The organism is Hathewaya histolytica (assembly GCF_901482605.1).
Lineage (GTDB): Bacteria > Bacillota > Clostridia > Clostridiales > Clostridiaceae > Hathewaya > Hathewaya histolytica.
In genome coordinates this window covers 641,187-660,510 of record NZ_LR590481.1, presented here as the reverse complement: position 1 = coordinate 660,510, position 19,324 = coordinate 641,187, and the positions used below count along the sequence as shown (strand labels likewise).

Annotated in this window: 14 protein-coding genes; 2 read left to right on the top strand and 12 right to left on the bottom strand. The window is 29.2% G+C overall.

From position 1 onward, the window contains the following. Positions 1-162: 162 nt before the first annotated feature. The gene (locus FGL08_RS03005; RefSeq protein WP_138209391.1) at positions 163-1,461 is read right to left on the bottom strand and encodes a M18 family aminopeptidase; all 1,299 of its coding nucleotides are present in this window, start codon (positions 1,459-1,461) and stop codon (positions 163-165) included. 243 nt (positions 1,462-1,704) lie between these two features. Here FGL08_RS03005 and FGL08_RS03000 point away from each other — a divergent pair, with 243 nt between their 5' ends. Next, the gene (locus FGL08_RS03000) at positions 1,705-2,892 is read left to right on the top strand and encodes a cation diffusion facilitator family transporter (protein WP_138209390.1); all 1,188 of its coding nucleotides are present in this window, start codon (positions 1,705-1,707) and stop codon (positions 2,890-2,892) included. Between the two features lie 70 nt (positions 2,893-2,962). Continuing rightward, positions 2,963-4,042, top strand: coding sequence for a PRK06851 family protein (locus tag FGL08_RS02995; RefSeq protein WP_138209389.1), 1,080 nt, complete (start codon positions 2,963-2,965; stop codon positions 4,040-4,042). Between the two features lie 108 nt (positions 4,043-4,150). Here the strand turns inward: FGL08_RS02995 and FGL08_RS02990 are convergent, their stop codons facing one another. From FGL08_RS02990 to eutH, 11 genes are all read right to left on the bottom strand, one after another. Continuing rightward, the gene (locus tag FGL08_RS02990; RefSeq protein ID WP_138209388.1) at positions 4,151-6,298 is read right to left on the bottom strand and encodes a HelD family protein; all 2,148 of its coding nucleotides are present in this window, start codon (positions 6,296-6,298) and stop codon (positions 4,151-4,153) included. Positions 6,299-6,467: 169 nt separating this feature from the next. Further along, positions 6,468-7,859 (bottom strand): dipeptidase PepV, encoded by a 1,392-nt coding sequence (gene pepV, locus FGL08_RS02985; RefSeq protein WP_138211251.1) that lies wholly within the window; start codon positions 7,857-7,859, stop codon positions 6,468-6,470. A gap of 119 nt (positions 7,860-7,978) precedes the next feature. Further along, a complete protein-coding gene (locus tag FGL08_RS02980; protein WP_138209387.1) occupies positions 7,979-8,329 on the bottom strand; it encodes a PqqD family protein in 351 nt (116 codons plus the stop codon). 109 nt (positions 8,330-8,438) lie between these two features. After that, on the bottom strand, positions 8,439-10,379 hold the full coding sequence (locus tag FGL08_RS02975; protein WP_171012076.1) for an OPT family oligopeptide transporter: 1,941 nt from the start codon (positions 10,377-10,379) through the stop codon (positions 8,439-8,441). Positions 10,380-10,557: 178 nt separating this feature from the next. Further along, positions 10,558-12,039, bottom strand: a complete 1,482-nt coding sequence (locus FGL08_RS02970; protein WP_138209385.1) for a leucyl aminopeptidase — start codon at positions 12,037-12,039, stop codon at positions 10,558-10,560. 303 nt (positions 12,040-12,342) lie between these two features. After that, a complete protein-coding gene (locus FGL08_RS02965; RefSeq protein ID WP_138209384.1) occupies positions 12,343-14,508 on the bottom strand; it encodes a type IA DNA topoisomerase in 2,166 nt (721 codons plus the stop codon). Between the two features lie 11 nt (positions 14,509-14,519). Further along, positions 14,520-15,134 (bottom strand): 3'-5' exonuclease, encoded by a 615-nt coding sequence (locus FGL08_RS02960; RefSeq protein ID WP_138209383.1) that lies wholly within the window; start codon positions 15,132-15,134, stop codon positions 14,520-14,522. Between the two features lie 126 nt (positions 15,135-15,260). Then, entirely contained in the window at positions 15,261-16,640 is a 1,380-nt protein-coding gene (locus FGL08_RS02955; RefSeq protein ID WP_138209382.1) for an MATE family efflux transporter, read from the bottom strand. Between the two features lie 27 nt (positions 16,641-16,667). Continuing rightward, positions 16,668-17,474 carry a sugar-phosphatase gene (gene yidA, locus FGL08_RS02950; RefSeq protein WP_138209381.1) on the bottom strand — a complete coding sequence of 269 codons (807 nt, stop codon included), beginning with the start codon at positions 17,472-17,474 and terminating at the stop codon, positions 16,668-16,670. A 205-nt stretch (positions 17,475-17,679) separates the two neighbouring features. After that, positions 17,680-18,147 (bottom strand): EutQ-related cupin domain-containing protein, encoded by a 468-nt coding sequence (locus tag FGL08_RS02945; protein WP_138209380.1) that lies wholly within the window; start codon positions 18,145-18,147, stop codon positions 17,680-17,682. A gap of 89 nt (positions 18,148-18,236) precedes the next feature. Next, on the bottom strand, positions 18,237-19,322 hold the full coding sequence (gene eutH / locus FGL08_RS02940; protein WP_138209379.1) for an ethanolamine utilization protein EutH: 1,086 nt from the start codon (positions 19,320-19,322) through the stop codon (positions 18,237-18,239). Positions 19,323-19,324 lie beyond the last annotated feature (2 nt).

The following is a 19,324-nucleotide window of genomic DNA, read 5'->3' as shown; positions in this document are numbered from 1 at the left end:
TTTATTACTTTTTATCGTTTAATAGGCTTAATTGTAGATTCAAAATAAAAAAGAAGAAAAATTATATATAACTTTTCTCCTTTTTAATATACATATGTTATTATTAAAATTTTCCTAATAAAAAATTAGGATTTACTTTTTCATACTCTTTTTTATTCTTTATTAAAGATTATAAAATTCTATAAAAGATTTATAAACATAAGTATGGTCATCTACACCAGCAAGCTCTCTTATAGAATGCATAGCTAAAGTAGGATTTCCTATATCTACTGAGCGAATATTAATATGTGATGATGATATAGGTCCTATGGTAGATCCCCCTCTTTGGTCAGAACGATTAACAAATTTTTGATATGGAACTCCAGCTTTCTGACAGATTAACTCATAAACTGCATCTGAATCCGCATCAGTTGTATAGCTTTGATTTGCATTTATCTTTATAACAGGTCCTTTATTTACTAATGGTCTATTAGTAGGATCATGTTTCTCTTCACTATTTGGGTGAACAGCATGAGCGTTATCTGCTGAAATAATAAATGATCTGCTAAGTGCTCTAAAATGTTCTTCCCTTCCTTTGCCCATAGATACTGTTATTCTCTCTAGAATATTTGCCAACATCTCGGAGTCTGCGCCTTGTTTTGTTAGACTTCCAATTTCCTCATTGTCAAAACAAACCATAACATTAGTTGATTTTGAAACTTCTGATTCCTTAAGAGCATATATACCAGCATGTACCATTTGCAGGTCATCAAGTCTAGAAGAAGATATAAACTCGTCATTTAATCCCATAATAAGTCCCTTTTCATATTCATATAAATATAAATCAAAATCTACTATTTCTTCTTTTTTTATTTCTAACTCTTTAGAAATTAGGCTTAATAAATAATTGCCTTTCTCTAATTCTTCGTTAACTAAAGATAGCAATGGTAATGTATCTTTTTGTGGATTTATTTCTACACCCTTATTAATATTTCTATTCATATGAATGCATACGTTAGGTATTATTAAAATAGGTTTATTTATGTTTATAAGTTTTGTTTCTGGATATAATATATTATCACCTTTTAAAACAACTCTTCCTGCAAGGGCAAGTGGTCTATCAAACCAAGTGTTTAAAATAGGTCCACCATATACTTCTGTATTTAATTTAACATAAGCCCCTTCTGATACCATTTCTGGTGATGGTTTAATTCTAAAAGTAGGTGAATCTGTGTGTGCCCCTACTAATTTAAATCCATGTTCTTCAATTTCTCCTGTACCTACAGTAAATGCTACTAGGGCTGTTCCATTTTTAGTTGTAAAATACTTACCACCCTTTTTTAAATCCCATCTTTCTTCTTCTTTTACTTCCTTAAATCCTGACTCTGTCAATATGTTTTTAACATTTTGAACAGCATGAAAAGCTGATGGACTATCATAAAGAAAATCCACAAGATTTTGTGCAAATTCTAAATTATTCATATTATATGCCTCCTAAAAACGTATTTTAAATAGTTATATCATTAAATATAATCTTAACATATAATATAAGTTTACCATATAATACATGAAAAAAATTTTTATAATCTAAATTCAAAATAATTTTCATAATCCTCTTCTAAAAACTATAACCCATGTTTTATAATGATATATTAATCTATATATGGTAAAGTATATAGTATAATAATTAATGAAGAACTTACTAAAATAGGAAGGGAGTATATAATGTTTTCTAAATTACTAATAAAAAAATTCATTAAAAACTTTCAAAATAAAGAAGATAGAAAAGTAAGAAAATCTTATGGATACCTTGCAGGCATTGTAGGTGTTATTATTAATATAACACTATTTGTAATTAAATTTTCAGTAGGTATTTTTACTAAAAGTATTGCTATAAGTGCAGATGCCTTTAATAATCTATCGGATTCAGCATCATCACTAATTACAATTTTAGGTTTTAAACTTGCAAGTAAACCTGCCGATAAAGAACATCCCTTTGGACATGGAAGAATTGAATATATATCTGCTTTGATTGTATCTTTCTTTGTTTTGTTAGTAGGTGTGGAATTTACTAAGAGTTCCTTTTCTAAAATAATTAATCCTACAACAATTAATTTTAGTATGATTTCTTTTTTACTAATGTTACTATCTATATTTATAAAATTATGGCTGGGATATTTCTATAGAACTCTAAGTTATGATATAAATTCTTCAACTTTAAAAGCTTCCTCTAAAGATTCTTTTGCTGATGTTATAACTTCTTCTGTAGTTGCATTTTCTCTTATAAGCTCTAAATTCTTTACTTTTCCTATAGATGGCTATATTGGTATTGTAGTTTCCTTATTTATTATATATTCTGGTATTTCTCTAATAAAAGAAACTTTAGATCCATTACTTGGAGAATCTCCAGATCCAGATTTAGTAAAAGATATCAAGAATTTAATGCTTAAATATGATGGTATAAAAGGTACTCATGATTTAATAGTTCATAATTATGGTCCTGGTAGATGTATAGCCTCAATTCATGCAGAGGTTCCTTCTAATGCTCCTATTGTTCATATTCACGAAATAATTGATAAGGCAGAAAGAGAAATTTCAGAGGAACTAGGGGTACTACTTGTAATTCATATGGATCCCATAAATACAGACTGCAAAGAAATACAAAGTACTAAAGAGTTTATAGAATCCATATTAAAAAAATATGATAATATTCATTCTATGCATGACTTCAGGGTAGTAGGTGAAGGTGAAGTTAAGAATATTATATTTGATATAGTTGTGAAATATAATAAGGATTTTTCTAAAGAAGACGAAAAGGATCTTATAGATAAAATAGTAAAAGATATAAAGATTAAACATCCAAATTACAATGCCATAATAACTATAGATAAAGATTTTCTAGGGGTATATTAAAGTATCTGTAAACAAATTAAATCCATATAAATATAATGTTAGTGATACAAATTTATGGAGTGTGATTTTTTTGAGTATTAAAGACAAACGTTTCTTTCTAGGAGGAAATACCCCCTTAGGCTTTTACTCTTTTTTTCATGAGATTATACCTTTAGAGAAAGCAAATAAAATAATTTGTTTAAAAGGTGGGCCAGGTACTGGTAAATCCTCCATCATGAAAAAGTTAGGCGAGTATTATAAAAGTATTAATCATGAAGTAGAATTTTATCATTGTTCTTCTGATAGCAGTTCCTTGGATGGTATTCTAATAAAAGACTTAAAGGTTGCTATTTTAGACGGAACAGCGCCACATGTAGTGGATCCTAAAGTTCCTGGAGCAGTAGATGAAATAATAAACTTAGGAGAATTTTGGAATGAATTTGAAATACGAAAAAACAAAGATCAAATTATAAATATAAAGAACTCCATTTCAAAAACTTTTGATAGAGCATACAAATATCTATCTGCTGCAAAAATCATCCATGATGATTGGAGCAATATGAATAGTGATGCCTTAAACTATAATAAATTTAATTTTCTTCGTGAAGATTTAAAAAATAAAATTTTTAAACAGCCAATTTCTTCTCTCGGCACTTGTAAAGACTTATTTATAACGGCTTTTACTCCAACAGGTATAGTAACCTTTATTGAAGACCTCTTAGAACAGTGTGAAACAACTTATGTTTTAAATGGTCCTCCTGGTACTTCTAAAGATAAAATACTTGAATATCTTAAGGATGAAGCTTTGAAGAGAGGTTTTAACGTAGAGGCTTTTCATAATCCTATTGCTCCAGAGGAGTTAGAACATATTTATATTCCTGCTCTAAAATTAGCGGTTATAAGTTCTAATGAAATAAACCAAACTCTATATAAAGGTCATCAAATTTATATGGAAAATTACTTGAATTATGACCTAATTAACTGTGTAAATGAAAAAATTATAAATTCTAAAGACCTATTTTATACACTTTTAAATAAATCATTATCTATATTAACCGAAGCAAAAAAATTACATGATGATATAGAAAAATACTATATTCCTAATATGGATTTTCAAGAATTAGACAAAGTTCATGAAGTAATTATAAATAAGATAACAGCAAGCCAGTAATATTTTAAGGAAAAGTCATGTAATTTAAACTTTATACAATATTAATCTAGCTCTTGCTATTAGAAATAAATGACTAGTTTTAAATTAAACCAGTCATTTATTTTATTTCTATTTAATTTTAATCACAGATAATTTATGTAAAGCCCTGGTTGCCATAATATACTTAAGCTTTCCTTTATTTACATAATTACTTTCTTCTTTTTCATCTTTCATGAGTAAAACTACTCCATCAAATTCTAGTCCTCGTGCAAAATAAGAAGGTATTATAACTACCCCACTTTTATATATTAATTCATCACTATCTAGTAACCTTGAATGAACCTTATCCTTAATAAGATTATGAACTTTACTACATGTATTTATATCTTCGCATATTATAGCAATACTCTCATATCCACTTTCTTTATATCTAAAGATTCTATCTACTACACACTTCTGTATAACATCATCAGACGCTACATCTCGCTGCCAGACTTCCTCTCCATTTCTAACAAGAGGAACTATCTTTTCTTCATCTAAGAATGTATTAGCATACTCCATAATCTCTACAGTAGACCTATAACTCTTATCTAAACTAAAATATTTTATATCCAAGTCTTTATATATGTTATCTAAATTTTTCATAGCTATATTACCCTTTAAAGGTAAAATTCTTTGATTACTATCGCCAAGTATGGTAAATGCAGATGCACCTGTTATTTCTTTAATAACTCGTAACTGAAGCATGCTTAAATCCTGTGCCTCATCTATTACTACATGCTTTATATCTTCTTTGATTTTATATCCTTCTAATTTTATTTTTAGATACATAATAGCTGCTAAATCTTCAGGTGTAAGCTTTTTATAATTATTAAATCTATTATATAAAGAAACTACTTCCTCATTTTCCAGCCATACAAGAGATCTCTTTACTTCTGTAAATTCTTTAATAACATCTCTTATACAATTTTTTCTTTGGAATTCTAAATCATTTTCATTAAGTGCTAATTCTTCTGGTGATAAGGAATCTCTCTTTGTATCATATAATTTATTTATTTCTCTTACTTCCTCATCTCTCTTATCTTTTAATCTCCAAATTATGATTCTTCTAATTTTTTCTGTTCTCTTATATAGAGGCATATATTTATAATGTTTACTAAATAATTCTTCTATCTCATCTACTTTAAAAATATCTTTGCCTCTAAAAGTAACATTTGTAGGTTTAAATTTAAATTGTTCTAAATTTTCTATAGTAGCGTTTAGTCTTTTTATATACTCGTCTGAACTTTTTAAAATAAAATCATCTACTAATTCACTATCACCTTTTATTATTCTTTCAAAATACTCTTTGTAGTTCATAACCTTTCCTTGAAGGTCTAAAAGTTTTTCTGTCATGTCCCAAAAAGTATCCTGTTTTACTCCAGTCTCACCTAGACTCGGAAGCACATTTGATATATAATCCATAAAAATTCCATTTGGTCCCAAAATCAAAATTTTATTTTCTAATTTTTTTCTATTATTGTATAAAAGGTATGCAACTCTATGAAGGGCTATAGTAGTTTTACCACTTCCTGCTACACCATTTACAACAAGAGTTTTTAAATAAGACTCCCTTATTATTTCATCCTGTTCTTTTTGTATTGTCATTACTATATCTTTTAACTTGTCACTAGAATTTTTTGATAATACCATTTGAAGTATATCATCTTTTACATCTAAGTCCGAATTAAACATTCCCAATAATTTAGAATTTTTAATTATATATTGAACTCTTCCTAGTATTTCTACTGGCACTTCACCATCTGGAGAATTATAATGTGATGAACCTACTTTTCCCTCATAAAATAAAGAAGCTATTGGTGCTCTCCAGTCTACTACTAAAGGTTCAAATTCTCCTTCTTTAATAAGACCAAATTTACCAACATATATTTTTTCTATGCCATACTCTTCTTCCCTAAAATCTATTCTACCGAAATAAGGACTTTCTTTTAATGTAGTAAGTTCTTTTAACTTTTTATCTATAAGATTAAATGCTTCCTCTGTCACAAATCGCTCATGATCAAAATACTCAATTACCTTATCTTCGTCATTCCTATACTCTTCTATAAACTTTTTTCTATACTCTAATAATTGACCAAGGAATCCTTTTCTTTTATTTACTGCTAACTCTATTTCATTATTAATTACAGTTAATACATAATTAAGTCTTTCCTTCTCTATCTCTAATTCTATTTCTTTTTCTAACTCTTTATCTCTATCTTTTTTTATATGATCCATTAAAAGCATCACCTCATATTACTTTAAATTAGTAGTTAACCTATTTTATCAAAGTTTTTAATCTTACTCAAGCAAATGTATTAAATCCCTTAAAACTCTTTATAATTTTAAATAAGCATGCAAAGATTCTTGCATGCTTATCAGAAAAGATTTATATAAACATCTTATATTATTTTGCTAATTCATATAATGCATGTGCATAAATTTTTGAATTTAAAACTAAATTATCTAAAGTTATAAATTCATTTGGTTTATGAATGCAATCTGGCTCTCCTGGAAACATTGGTCCAAAAGCTAATATATTAGGCATTTCTTTAGCATATGTTCCTCCGCCAATTGAAATTAAGTTTGCTTCTTTTCCTGTTTGTTCGGTATAAACTTTTTGTAATGACTTAACTAATGGATGTTCTGGTTCAAAATAAAGTGGTTCTTGATGTGAAAAGTTTTCTAACTTTAACCCAGTACCTTCTATAGTTTTATTAAATGGAGTCATCATATCATCTAACTTTTTAGTTACAGGATATCTTAAATTTAAAGTTAATACTGATTTATTCTTATCCATTTTTATTACGCCAGTATTAAATGAAAGTTTTCCTGATACCTCATCTTCTAATCCACAACCGAAAGATTCTCCATTGTATTCCATACCTATATGTTTATTTAGGAAGCTTACATATTCAGAAACCTCTTTATTAGAAATTTCTAATGTTCCTAAGAACGCAAATAACTGCATTATAGCATTTTTACCTAACTGAGGAGTGCTTCCATGAGCTGACTCTCCTTTAGATTTTATAACTACCATACCATCTTTTTCTTCAGCTGATAACTTATATTCTGTTTCATTTGCAAAAGCTTCTAACTTTTGTATTAATTCTTTTGCATCTTTAACTTTTAAAGTAGCATCACAATAGTCTGGAACCATATTAGCTGCCTGACCGCCATTAATACTTTCTATTGTTATATTTCCTTCTTCTGAAGAAGTAAATTCTTTTATAAGATCAAATGATGTTAATCCTTTTTCTCCATTAATTAGAGGATATTCTGCATCTGGAGTAAATCCAGCCACTGGAGCTTTTTCTTTTTCTAAATAATATTCTAATTCCTTACTTCCAGTCTCCTCATTTGTACCAAATATAATTCTTATTCTTTTAGATAGTGGAAGACCTAAATCCATTATAGCTTTTGCTCCAAATAAAGCTGCCATAACAGGCCCTTTGTCATCAGTAGTTCCTCTACCATACATTTTTCCATCATGAATTTCAGCTCCGTATGGTGGATGTATCCACCCTTCTCCCTCTGGAACAACGTCTAAATGGCCTAGAGCTGCGACATAGTCTTCTCCTTCACCCATTTCAGCATATCCAACATAGTTATCTAAATTAACAGTTTTAAATCCTAATCTTTTAGCAGTATCTAATGCACATTTAAGTGCATTTGCTGGTCCTTCACCAAAAGGCATACCATCTTTTTTAGGCCCTTCTAAACTTTTAATTTTTATTATTTCTGCAGTACTTTCTATAAGATCCTCTCTCATTGCATCAATTTTATCATTTATATTCATACTCATAATCATCCCCTAAAATAATAATTATTATTTTAGGTTACCCCCTTTCTTGTAAATAATAACAAAATACTTTCCATACTTTGAGTATAGACTTTAAATATAGAAAAATCAACCTTTTACTTAGTAAAGTATATCCATCCTTTACTGCATAAATATCTTAAAAATAGTATTAACCTTTTGCTACTAATTTCTAAATTATCTTTAGTATTTTCTCTAATTTTTTCGGCTATCTCTAGAATATTTTTCTTATCATCTATTAAAAGCCACACCTGCGAAGATATTTTGTCTAATTTTATATCAGTAACTGTGGGTTTATTAAAAAGCCATGCCATTACCTTTTCTATAACTTTATCATGACGAAAAAATAATACAATATTTCCTTTCCTTAACTCCCATTCCTTGTGCTTTATGTGTGGAACATATAAAAGAAAATTATCATTTCTTTTTATATTATTACCTCTTTTCATATATATCACCACTTCTATAAAATTATTTAATTCATATTATTATAATTGAAAATCAAATTTAGAATTGGTTGCTTAATTAGATTTTTCATTATTTAATTAATATTATTATTTAAATTTTTTCATCTTCAACTTTAGTTGCAAATCTATATATCCAAATTCCTAAGAGTAAGAAGATTATTGCTGCAACATATGGATTTCCTGTAATATAAGTTAGTATGTTAGTGCCAAAAGCTATATTTATATTCAAAGTTGCAAATATGGCAATTATAATTCCCATTAAGGCATCTCCTGCAACTATTCCAGAAGATAATAAGATTCCTTTTTCAACTTGCTCTTTTCTTTTTTGCTCATTATTTTTAAATTTCTTCTCAACTAATACTCTAACAATACCACCACAAAGAATTCCTGTATTTAGATGTATAGGAAGGTATATCCCTAGTGCAACAGGTAATATTGGTAATTTAACTAACTCACAGAATATAGATATAATACCTCCTACTATAACTAATACCCAAGGCAACTTACCTGTCATAACACCTTTAACAACTACTGCCATTAAAGTAGCTTGAGGGGCAGGTACATCTTTACCTCCTATTCCACCTGGAAATGCACCATTAAGCATTAATATAACCATTCCTGCAAATACAGCTGAACATACAAGTCCAATATACATACCTATTTGAACATTTCTAGGAGTTCCTCCAATTATATAGGTAGTTTTTAAACTTTGTGCCGTACCACCTGCTACAGCAATAGCTACACATACTATGCCTCCGATTAGAATTGCTACAATCATTCCACGATTGCCCACATTGCCTGTTACCTTTAAAATTGATGTAACAATTAATAATGTAGCTATGGTCATGCCCGATACAGGATTGTTAGAAGCTCCTATTATCCCAACCATTCTAGCTGAAACAACTGAGAAAAAAAACGAAAATAGAACTACAAGAATTCCACCTAAAGGTCCTACATTTATTCCCGGCAATAGCCATGAAAGTAAAAAAACTAATATAGCAATACCTAAGACCCAGGTAATAGGCACATCCTTATCTATCCTCTTCTCTTCATTGCTATCATTGCTTTTTCCCATACCTTCCATTGCAGATTTAAATGATTTTAGTATAGTTGGTAGTGATTTTCCTAAACTAATAAATCCTCCTGTTGCCACAGCTCCGGCACCTATATATTTTATGTAATTTTTCCATACATCCCAAGCCCCCATATTTTTTATTAATTCCGTAGCCGGAAAAATAGGATTAGTTAACGCTTCTCCAATATATTTTATTAAAGGTATTAATCCTATCCAAGCAAGTATGGAACCTGCAAACATATACAGTGAAGCTTCTAAACCAACTATGTATCCTACTCCCATTAATGAAGATATGGTGTCAACTCCAAAAATAGTATTTTGTACTGGTTTTATATGCCATTCTGGTTCTTCAAGCCATAGTTTAAATCCGCCAGAAAATAATTTATAAAGACCACCACCACCAAGTCCCAATAAAACTGACTTAAAAGCAGAGCCACCTTCACTTCCTGTAACCAGAACTTCCGCTGCCGCCATACTTTCTGGATAAATTAAATTTCCATGCTCCTCTACTATTAAAAATCTTCTAAGAGGAGTGACGAAAAATACTCCTACTAATCCTCCTATAGCCGTAACTATGAAAATAGTTGTTAATTTTAATTGCATACCCCAAAGTATAATAGCAGGTAATACATAAATAATTCCTCCTGCTATGGATTCACCTACAGCAGCTATAGATGATATCATGTTAGCCTCTAAAATATTATTTCTATTAAAAATCCCTTTTAATAGGCCAGTGGCTAAAATAGCACCAGGTATACCTGCCGAAATAGTAAGGCCAACTTTTAAGCCAAGATATGTATTAGCAGCAGCAAATATTATAGCAAATAATATTCCAATAAGTATAGATATTATTGTAGTTTCAGGAATTGCAACATTAGCCGGTATAAATGGAACATAGTCTTCACCTTTTATTCCCCCATATGCAGTATGAGATAACTTCCTCTTTTCTTCCATTATATTAACCTCCTTTATCATTAGAAAATTAAAAATTCAATCTAAAAGTTTATAGTATATTATTTTGTATATTCCTTTACTTTTATTCATATTTAATTTTATATTTTTATCTCTAAAAACAAAAATGTCCTAAAATATGTTAATCACATTATCTTTTAGGACATTAATATATTATTTTATATTATTTATTTAAATTTTTAGCTAGATAGTATAGAGTTCTAACCCCTACACCTGTTCCACCTTTTGCAAAATAGCTTGTAGCACTATCTTTCCATGCAGTACCAGCTATATCTATATGAAGCCAAGGAGTGTTTCCTACAAATTCACCTATAAATAATCCAGCTGTTATAGAGCCTCCCCATCTTCCTCCAATATTTTTAAGATCGGCTATATCTGATTTTATAAGCTTCTTGTATTCAGGGAAATTAGGTAGTTCCCAAATCTTCTCGCCAGACATATTTGATGCCTTCTGAAGACTTCCTAAAAACTCCTCATTATTTGTTACAACACCACTTACATCTCTACCTAATGCAACCATTACAGCTCCTGTTAAAGTTGCAATATCAACAACCTTAGTTACTTTTTCTTTATTTATAGCATAATAAACAGCATCAACTAAAGTTAGTCTTCCTTCTGCATCTGTGTTTAATACTTCTATAGTCTTATTGCCCATTGAGTTTATTATATCACCTGGCTTATATGCTTTTCCAGAAATCATATTTTCACATGCCGCAACTACAGCAATTACATTTATCTTTAACTTACTTTTTGCTATAGCACTCATAGCACCTATAACTGCTGCTGAACCTCCCATATCTGATTTCATAGTAACCATGCCATCAGTCGGTTTTATAGAATATCCGCCACTGTCATAAGTTAATCCTTTACCTACAAAGCCTAAGATTTCTTTACTGCTCTTATCACCGAAATATCTCATAACAATAAGTTTTGGCTCTTTCTTTGAACCCTTAGCCACAGCTAGGAATGCTTCCATTCCTAATTTTTTTATTTCATCTTCCTTTAATACTTCTACATCAAAACCATACTCTTTTCCACACTTTTGAGCTTCTTTTGCAAGTTCACTTGGTCCTAAAATATTTGAAGGCTCATTTACAAGATCTCTAGCTATTATTGTAGATCTAGCTAAAATTGTCCCTTCTTCTATTGCACTCTCTATATCTTTTAGATCTAAATCATTATTAGTGGCTTGTACTAGATTTAATATTTTAACAGAAAAATCTTTTTTGCTCGCCATATACTTTTGGAAAGAATACTCTGTTAAAAGAGTCGCTTCAACTATAGCTTTAACAGTTCTCTTTATACATACCTTTTCTGATTTAAATAATAGTAAAGTTACCTCTTCTTCTTTTAATTCATTAAACTTCTTTATGGCTTTAGATATATTTTGTCTAACTTCTTCACTATTTAACTTATCATCTTTACCTAATCCTATAAATACAAAATTATTTATGTTTCCATCTTTTATTATATTTAAAGAAGCAATTTCACCTGCTTCACCTTTAAATTTGTCTTTCATAGTTAATTCTTTTAATAATTCTTTTAATTCATTTTGAATATGTTGATTTTCAGATTCTAAAAAAACTGGTACTAGAAGATTGTTATTTTTAGATTCTTGAAAGCTTTTCAATATTTCTATATTCATAAAAATCACCTTCTATATAATATTATTTGTTGATTATTATTATTATATAATATTTATTTCCAATATTCAACTAATTTATTAAAAACATAAGATTCTATTACCGTTATATGGTTATACAGAATAATTATACATTATAAGATGTAATTAGTAAATAATGTGACGAATTTATAAAAGATAATGAAATTATAAAAAATTAAGCATTTAGAAAATATGATTAAAAATAATAGATAGTCTTATTTAAATAAAACTATCTATTATTTGTTAATATTTAATTTAAAAATATTTTTCTACATATAAATGCCTTTAATTAATAAAATCCATTTTCCAATTATAATACCCAGTCTTCTCATTCTTTACATAACTTAGATATGCACTAAAGGTATTACCTTTTTTACTTTTTAAATTTCTAAATCCTACTCTACCATTTTTAAGAAGCAGTTCAACCATTTGTTTCGTAACATTCTTTCCCAAGGATGCAATGAATTTATCATTCTTCCAGACTGTGAAATCACATCCATTCTTCCAATTAACACAACCAAATCCTTTTTCACCTTCAATAATGGAATTGCCACAAACAGGACACTTTCCTATCTCTTCCACACCATCTGGTAAATCAACTTTAAATTTATGAAGTAGGGAATTATCATTTTTTATATGATTTACAGACTTTCTAGTAAAATCATATATTAAATTTAAAAAATCACCTTTATTAAACTTCCCTTTCTCTATGTCAGATAAAGTTTTCTCTAATTTACCCGTATATTCTAAATCTAAAAGTTCTTTGGCTGGAAATATCTCTACAAGAGTTTTACCTAATTCTGTACAAGTTAAGCTTTTACCCTTTGTTGAAATATATCCTATATCATTTAATCTTTTGATAGTTTCTGCTCTAGTTGCAGGAGTTCCTATACTAAAGCCACTTAATATGGCATTCATCATCTCTTCAGAACTTGTTTCCTCATCCTCTTTAAAACTTTTACCGCAAGTTTCCATAACCCTTAATAGGGTTTTCTCAGTATGATGTTTAGGTGATTTTTTAGTAACTTTATTAACTTTGCTACTAGTAACTTGTAGAGTTTCCCCTTTTTCTACTAAGGGAAGAATCGTATCTTTGGTCTCAATTTTTTCAACAATTCTCCATCCTTCTACTATCTGAACCTTTCCCTTAGCTATAAATTCTCCAGGTATTTTATCATCAAATACTTTTATAGTTATTTTAGTTTCCTCAAATTCTGCAACCGGCATAAATTGCATGATAAATCTATTTTTAACTGCATTATATACACACTGTTCATCTTTACTTAGAGACTTTGGTACAACATATGTTGGAATAATGGCACTGTGACTCTCTACCTTTGAGTTATCAAAAACTCTTTTGCTTTTTACAAACTTTATCATAGGTTCATATGAAAGTCCCTTTTTAACTGTGTCCAGTACTTTCCTCGCTTTACCTTCTAGGCTTTCCTCCAGTACTACACTTGCTGTTCTAGGATAAGTAATAAACTTTTTTTCATATAGGCTCTGTGCTACTTTCAATACCTTATCAGAATTCCAACCTTTATATTTACTTGTTATGTATCCTTGCAAATTTGATAAGTTAAATAGTGGCGATGGATATTCCCTCTTTTTCTCTATTTCCTTATCTACTACTGTGCCTTTTTTTCCATTTAAATATTTACTTATTTCCTGTAAATACTCTTTTTTTTCAAACTTCTCACTTTTTCCTTCATAATATAATGCTTCAAACTCTATATTTTCTTTTGATTTAAAATTGGTCGCTAATTTATAATAAGAAGTTGCTTTAAAATTTTCAATTTCTTTATCTCTATCATAAATAATTTTTAATGTTGGGAGTAATACTCTTCCTATGTTTATAATTTTATTGTCTTTAAATCCATATCTTAAAGTTGCAACAGATGTTAAATTTATACCTATAATCCAATCTGCTAACTGTCTTCCTATTCCCGCATCTTGTAGTGATTGCATTTCAGTATTAGGTTTTAAATTTTCCATTCCTTTTTTTACTTCATCTTCTGTCCATTCATTTAATAATATTCTATATATAGGCTTTTTCACATCATAATATATAAATAATTCATCTGATATGACTTGACCTTCTCTATCAAAATCTGTTGCAGATATTATTCCCTCTACATCATCCCTATCAATTAATGCTTTTATTATATTTAATTGTTTTTCAGCACCTTTATCAATGATAGAACTATTTTTACTATCTTGCTTTATTTTATATTTAAATTCTTCGGGTATAAAGGGGAACTTTTCTATTCTCCAACTCTTCATGGTTCCATCATAATCTTTTGCATCATATAGTTGCAGCAAATGTCCAAAAGCCCATGTAATTATAAATTTATCTCCCTCTATATACCCATCTTTTTTTTGTTTACATTTAAGCGCTTCTGCTATATTCCTTCCCACAGAAGGCTTTTCTGCTAAAATCAAAGTCTTCATATAATCACCAACTATTTATTAAAGATTTCTAAAGGTTCATTCCAAAATGGTGAACATACTGTTTCCCTATTCTTTGATTTTAAACAACTCATATACATAGCCATTACATCATATCTTGCATCATGAAATCCTATATCTTCACATCCAAATAGCATTTTTGTTCTATCTAAAATCAAATCTTTATCTATATTATAATAATTAACTACCTCTTCTAATTTAGGATTTTTGTATCCTATTCCATTTCTTGATGGTATTTTTACTATGTTTCTAAAATACTCCATTGTACAAAATTCTTTTGAATAGCCTGGAAGTTCAAAAATCCTTTGAAATTCAGCTTCTAAAAACTTCTTATCAAATCCTATATTATGAGCAATAATAATCCCCTCATAAAAGTCTTCTTGTATTTCTTCTGAAAGGTCACCAAAAGTAAATCCTTCAGATAAAATTTCTAGTTTTTCTCTGCTAAATCCATGAACCTTTTCTGCTTCTATATCCATACTATCTACTTGAAAAAAATAATTTTTTATACCCACAAGTTGCTTATCTTCTTCTACGATATAAGTAAGTTGTGCTATTTGACCTGGTCTTAATCCAGTAGTTTCCGTATCTAAGAAAATACTTTTCATTATGACACTCCTCTATATTAAATTTAATTTTCTATATTATAGTAATCATATCACGTGAAACATATGTATGCAATTTCTCATATATCATTACATATTTTAATGTAAGATTTATTTTAATAATTTAGACTAATTAACATTTACTAAATCTCTTACCCATTTTTTTGATACAACTCTTGGTACTCCAATAAAAAATTTCACTACTTCTTCCATGGTAATAAGAATAAATAGGGTATTTAAAGAAACATTAAATACATATGATCCAAGTAGTGCTAGTGGTACCCCTACAAGCCATACTGTTCCCACTTCTAAATACATAGAGAACTTAGTATCTCCCCCTCCTCTTAAAATACCTACTACCAATACTCTATTGAAAACTTTAATTGCCATGGTTACACCCATAATATTAAGTATACTTATGGAAGCTGAATATACAGATTTATCTACATTGAAAAATCCAACTATTGGAGGAGCACATACAATAAGTGCTATTCCTAGGAATAATCCTACTATTGTACCCATAACAGAAAATTTATATGAATAATCTATACCCTTTTCTTTATTATTAGCTCCTATAATATTTCCAATCATTATAGCACAAGAATTGGAAATCCCCGTTATTACAACGTAAAATAGATTTTGAACTGTGTTACATATCTGAACTGCTGCTACTGCTTCTTTACCTATAACTCCATAAGCCATAGAATATATTAATATTCCTAATGCCCATAAAGTCTCATTTATAATAACTGGTGAGATAGTTTTATATACATTTTTTATAAACTTCATATCTAAATCTATTAATTCTTTTATTTTTGCATTTAATACCTCTGATTTACTGTATATAAGAATTATTAAGATAGAGGTTTCTATTACCCTAGAAATTAAAGTAGCAAGTGCTGCACCTTTTACTCCCATAACAGGCATACCAAACTTTCCAAATATAAGTGCATAGTTTAATACAGTATTAACAACAAGTGCTATTACGCTTACAAACATAGGTATCTTCGCCTGTCTAACACTTCTACATGCAAAGCTAAAGGCAAAACTTATTGAAGTAAATATATAACTTATAACAACTATTTCTAAATAATCTACACCTAAAGCTATTACTTTTGCATCCTTATTAAATAGTGATATTATAAAATTAGGAGCTATTAAAGCCATTATAGTAAAGATGATAGCTATTACGGATCCCGATATTAAGCTTAATCCTAAAACTTTTCTAATACTTTTAATATCTTCTTTTCCCCAATATTGGGCTATGAATATACAGCATCCACTATAGATACCAAATATAATAAGATTGAAAAAGAAGAAGTATTGGTTGGCAATACCTACAGCAGCTAAAGATTCTATCTTATAAGATTGAACCTTTCCTATCATAAGAGTATCTACCATATTTAGTGAAGATGCTATAAAGTTTTGAATTGTTATCGGTAGTGCGATTTTTAATAGAGCCCTAAAAAACTCTCTATCTCGAAATAAATCCCCCAATTTTTTGTACATTATAAATCCCCCTCTTTAGTTTTTTATTTATTTATCCAGGATAAACTCCTTAATTACTTTAGCTACTCCATGTTCTTCATTTGTATCTGTTATATACTTTGCACATTCTTTTATCTCATCAAAGGCATTCTCCATAGCCACTCCAAGCCCTGCATTTTTAATCATATGATAGTCGTTTCCCGCATCTCCTACACATATAATCTCTTCTCTTTTTATATTCAATCTTTTAGCTAGTGCACTTACACCGGTCCATTTATTTACCTCTTTATGTAAAAATTCAAAGAAAAATGGCGCGCTTTGTACCATTGTATATTTTTCACCTATATTTTTAGGAATGTTTGCTATTACTTTATTTAAATGTTCTGGCTCATCTATAAACATTATCTTTACTATGTTTGTATCTTCCGGCAAGTCTTTTACAGGAATTTCTTCTATTTCTATTTTATTAAGTTCTGCTTCAAGGGCAGTATACTTACTCATTTTAGGTGTTAAAACAATTTGATCTGTTAGTGCATGTATATTTACTTTTAGTCCTTTACTTAAATCATATAGTTCTCTATAGTCTTTCATACTTAATGGTTTTTCAAACAAAACTTCTTCTGTTAAATTATTTTGAACTAAAGCCCCATTGTATGTAACTGTATAATCTTCTTCTGTAATTAAGTCTAGCTGTTTTATAAATCTTTTGATTCCATCAATAGGTCTTCCAGTAGCTAAAACTATTTTTACGCCCTTATCTCTAGCTTTTTTTATATTATCAATATTTTCTTTTGAAATAGTGCCATCATTTAGAAGTAATGTACCATCTAAATCTAGCGCTAATAATTTGTACATATCTTAATTTCTCCTCTACTTTTGTGATTTCATATAGTTAATTCAAAAATATTATATCACATGAAATAAGTCTTTGTTATCTTATAATAATTCATTATTTTATTAATTTACAGATTTATTATAAATCCCACTTAAAAGATAAATTAAAGCATAAAGCCTCCTTAAAGGTTATTTAAAACCAATAAGGAGGCTTTTACATAAAGTATTATGCTTGTTCTGCCCAGTCTGCTGGATATGTTACATACATAAATCTAGCATATTTAGGAACTGTAAAGTGGATTGATGAATTCTTTGGTATAAATATTATTTCGCCTTTGTTTGCTACAACTTTTCTTCCATCGATATCTATTTCTAAAGTTCCATCGATTATATAATCTACTTCATCATACTTTAAAGTCCATGCAAAGCTTGTTTCTTCCATTTCCATAACTCCACAGCCTAATCTTGGACTTTCTTCTAAAGTAACTACATCTTTAAGAAGTACTTTGTCTCCTTCTTTACCTGTGTCAAATTTTTCAGGTTTTACTGTATCTAATTTAACAGATAATATTCCGCTCTTATCTACATGTTTCTCAAAATCACATGTTGGACAGCTGTTTGCTCCTCCTGAAATTTGCTCTGTTATAATCTTTCTTACTATCTCTTCTATAACCTTTGCATCTATGTTCTCCATTTTATTCTCTCCTTTTTAAGAAAATTTAAAATAATTTTATTAATCATAAAGCACTTAGTTTTAAGTGCTCTATGTTTATTCACTATTAATTATTTTTGAACTGCTTTTTTTGGAGTTAGTATTGAAGCTACTATTACAGCTGTAATACCACCTACTAATTTACCTATGATCATAGCTGTTAACATATTTTTATTAACACCAGCTGCAAATCCTAAGTGATCTCCGAATACGAAAGCTGCACTTACAGCAAAAGCAACGTTAATTACTTTTCCTCTTTCGTCCATATCTTTCATCATTCCGAACATTGGAATATTGTTAGCTAGTGTAGCTATCATACCAGCTGCAGCTACATCTCCTATTCCTAATAAAGAACCAACTTTCATTAATGGTTTTGAGAATACTTTTGTTATAACAAAAACTAATGGGTAAGCACCAGCTAATACTATAGCAATACTTCCTACTATATTTATACCTTCTGAAATTGGAGCCATACCTGGAATAACTACTATACCTGTTAAAGTTTCAATTATGATTGCTGCAAGTCCAATTGTGATTACTGCGGTTACAAATTTACCGAATACAGTAAATCCTTTTATCATCTTTTCTGGTATTTTCCATAATCCAATTGCTAATAACAATGCAACTATTATTATTGGAACTAAATTTTTAAGTACAACTAGTACTGGTAAACCTGCTATTAATCCACCTATAAAACATCCTACTGGAATTGTTATAATACCTGCTAATACACCTTTTGCTAAGAAAGGATGATCTTCTTTCTTTATGATACCTAATGCTACTGGAATTGTGAAAACTATTGTAGGTCCCATCATTGAACCTAATATTAATCCTGCAAACTCACCAACTTGTGGGTTTAAAGCCATTTCTTTTGCTAGAGGATAACCACCCATGTCACATGCAAGTAATGTTGTTGCAAACATTGATGGGTCTGCTCCTAATGCTTTAAATACTGGAACTACTACTGGTTGTAAAACTTTAGCTAATACTGGAGCTAAAGAAACAACTCCAACCATGGCAAGTGTTAAAGCACCCATAGCCATGAAACCTTCTTCAAATTGCTCGCCTAGACCAAATTTGTTACCTATAATTTTGTCTATGGCACCTAATATCATGAAGGCTACCATAATATACATTATAACTTCGTTGATTCCCATTG

Excerpts from the sequence above, each read along its gene's own strand:
- FGL08_RS03005 (WP_138209391.1), bottom strand. The coding sequence starts at position 1,461 with ATGAATAATTTAGAATTTGCACAAAATCTTGTGGATTTTCTTTATGAT.
- FGL08_RS03000 (WP_138209390.1), top strand. The coding sequence starts at position 1,705 with ATGTTTTCTAAATTACTAATAAAAAAATTCATTAAAAACTTTCAAAAT.
- FGL08_RS02990 (WP_138209388.1), bottom strand. The coding sequence starts at position 6,298 with ATGGATCATATAAAAAAAGATAGAGATAAAGAGTTAGAAAAAGAAATA.
- pepV (WP_138211251.1), bottom strand. The coding sequence starts at position 7,859 with ATGAATATAAATGATAAAATTGATGCAATGAGAGAGGATCTTATAGAA.
- FGL08_RS02980 (WP_138209387.1), bottom strand. The coding sequence starts at position 8,329 with ATGAAAAGAGGTAATAATATAAAAAGAAATGATAATTTTCTTTTATAT.
- FGL08_RS02970 (WP_138209385.1), bottom strand. The coding sequence starts at position 12,039 with ATGAATATAGAAATATTGAAAAGCTTTCAAGAATCTAAAAATAACAAT.
- FGL08_RS02965 (WP_138209384.1), bottom strand. The coding sequence starts at position 14,508 with ATGAAGACTTTGATTTTAGCAGAAAAGCCTTCTGTGGGAAGGAATATA.
- FGL08_RS02960 (WP_138209383.1), bottom strand. The coding sequence starts at position 15,134 with ATGAAAAGTATTTTCTTAGATACGGAAACTACTGGATTAAGACCAGGT.
- FGL08_RS02955 (WP_138209382.1), bottom strand. The coding sequence starts at position 16,640 with ATGTACAAAAAATTGGGGGATTTATTTCGAGATAGAGAGTTTTTTAGG.
- yidA (WP_138209381.1), bottom strand. The coding sequence starts at position 17,474 with ATGTACAAATTATTAGCGCTAGATTTAGATGGTACATTACTTCTAAAT.
- FGL08_RS02945 (WP_138209380.1), bottom strand. The coding sequence starts at position 18,147 with ATGGAGAACATAGATGCAAAGGTTATAGAAGAGATAGTAAGAAAGATT.
- eutH (WP_138209379.1), bottom strand. The coding sequence starts at position 19,322 with ATGGGAATCAACGAAGTTATAATGTATATTATGGTAGCCTTCATGATA.